General features: G+C 44.8%; 1 protein-coding gene and 1 pseudogene. One reads left to right on the top strand and one right to left on the bottom strand.

Annotated features, from left to right (window positions below; genetic code table 11):
- Nucleotides 1-199 (bottom strand): annotated as a pseudogene (locus FTV43_RS16130) (hypothetical protein); the annotation flags it as partial.
- 129 nt (nucleotides 200-328) lie between these two features.
- On the opposite strand from FTV43_RS16130, the gene FTV43_RS15525 reads away from it, so the two are divergent.
- The gene (locus FTV43_RS15525) at nucleotides 329-1,144 is read left to right on the top strand and encodes an aminoglycoside O-phosphotransferase APH(3')-Ia (RefSeq protein WP_000018326.1); all 816 of its coding nucleotides are present in this window, start codon (nucleotides 329-331) and stop codon (nucleotides 1,142-1,144) included.
- Nucleotides 1,145-1,319 lie beyond the last annotated feature (175 nt).

Here is a 1,319-nt window from a genome sequence, read left to right as displayed (position 1 = left end):
GGCCAGGCCTCAGCATTTTATTATGGTGATCCCCTGGGCGAAATGCGCCTGGTAAGCAGAGTTTTTGAAATGTAAGGCCTTTGAATAAGACAAAAGGCTGCCTCATCGCTAACTTTGCAACAGTGCCGTATTTGCAGTACCAGCGTACGGCCCACAGAATGATGTCACGCTGAAAATGCCGGCCTTTGAATGGGTTCATGTGCAGCTCCATCAGCAAAAGGGGATGATAAGTTTATCACCACCGACTATTTGCAACAGTGCCGATAAAAATATATCATCATGAACAATAAAACTGTCTGCTTACATAAACAGTAATACAAGGGGTGTTATGAGCCATATTCAACGGGAAACGTCTTGCTCGAGGCCGCGATTAAATTCCAACCTGGATGCTGATTTATATGGGTATAGATGGGCTCGCGATAATGTCGGGCAATCAGGTGCGACAATCTATCGATTGTATGGGAAGCCCAATGCGCCAGAGTTGTTTCTGAAACATGGCAAAGGTAGCGTTGCCAATGATGTTACAGATGAGATGGTCAGACTAAACTGGCTGACGGCATTTATGCCTCTTCCGACCATCAAGCATTTTATCCGTACTCCTGATGATGCATGGTTACTCACCACTGCGATCCCCGGGAAAACAGCATTCCAGGTATTAGAAGAATATCCTGATTCAGGTGAAAATATTGTTGATGCGCTGGCAGTGTTCCTGCGCCGGTTGCATTCGATTCCTGTTTGTAATTGTCCTTTTAACAGCGATCGCGTATTTCGTCTCGCTCAGGCGCAATCACGAATGAATAACGGTTTGGTTGATGCTAGTGATTTTGATGACGAGCGTAATGGCTGGCCTGTTGAACAAGTCTGGAAAGAAATGCATAAGCTTTTGCCATTCTCACCGGATTCAGTCGTCACTCATGGTGATTTCTCACTTGATAACCTTATTTTTGACGAGGGGAAATTAATAGGTTGTATTGATGTTGGACGAGTCGGAATCGCAGACCGATACCAGGATCTTGCCATCCTATGGAACTGCCTCGGTGAGTTTTCTCCTTCATTACAGAAACGGCTTTTTCAAAAATATGGTATTGATAATCCTGATATGAATAAATTGCAGTTTCATTTGATGCTCGATGAGTTTTTCTGATAGTTAGTCTTTGTAGAGACACAAACCTGAAATTCCGGACACCGCGCTTGGCACTGTTGCAAATAGTCGGTGGTGATAAACTTATCATCCCCTTTTGCTGATGGAGCTGCACATGAACCCATTCAAAGGCCGGCATTTTCAGCGTGACATCATTCTGTGGGCCGTACGCTGGTAC

Source organism: Acinetobacter sp. YH16053 (assembly GCF_013417035.1).
In the GTDB taxonomy this organism is placed as follows: domain Bacteria; phylum Pseudomonadota; class Gammaproteobacteria; order Pseudomonadales; family Moraxellaceae; genus Acinetobacter; species Acinetobacter towneri.
This window is presented reverse-complemented; position numbering and strand designations above follow the sequence as displayed.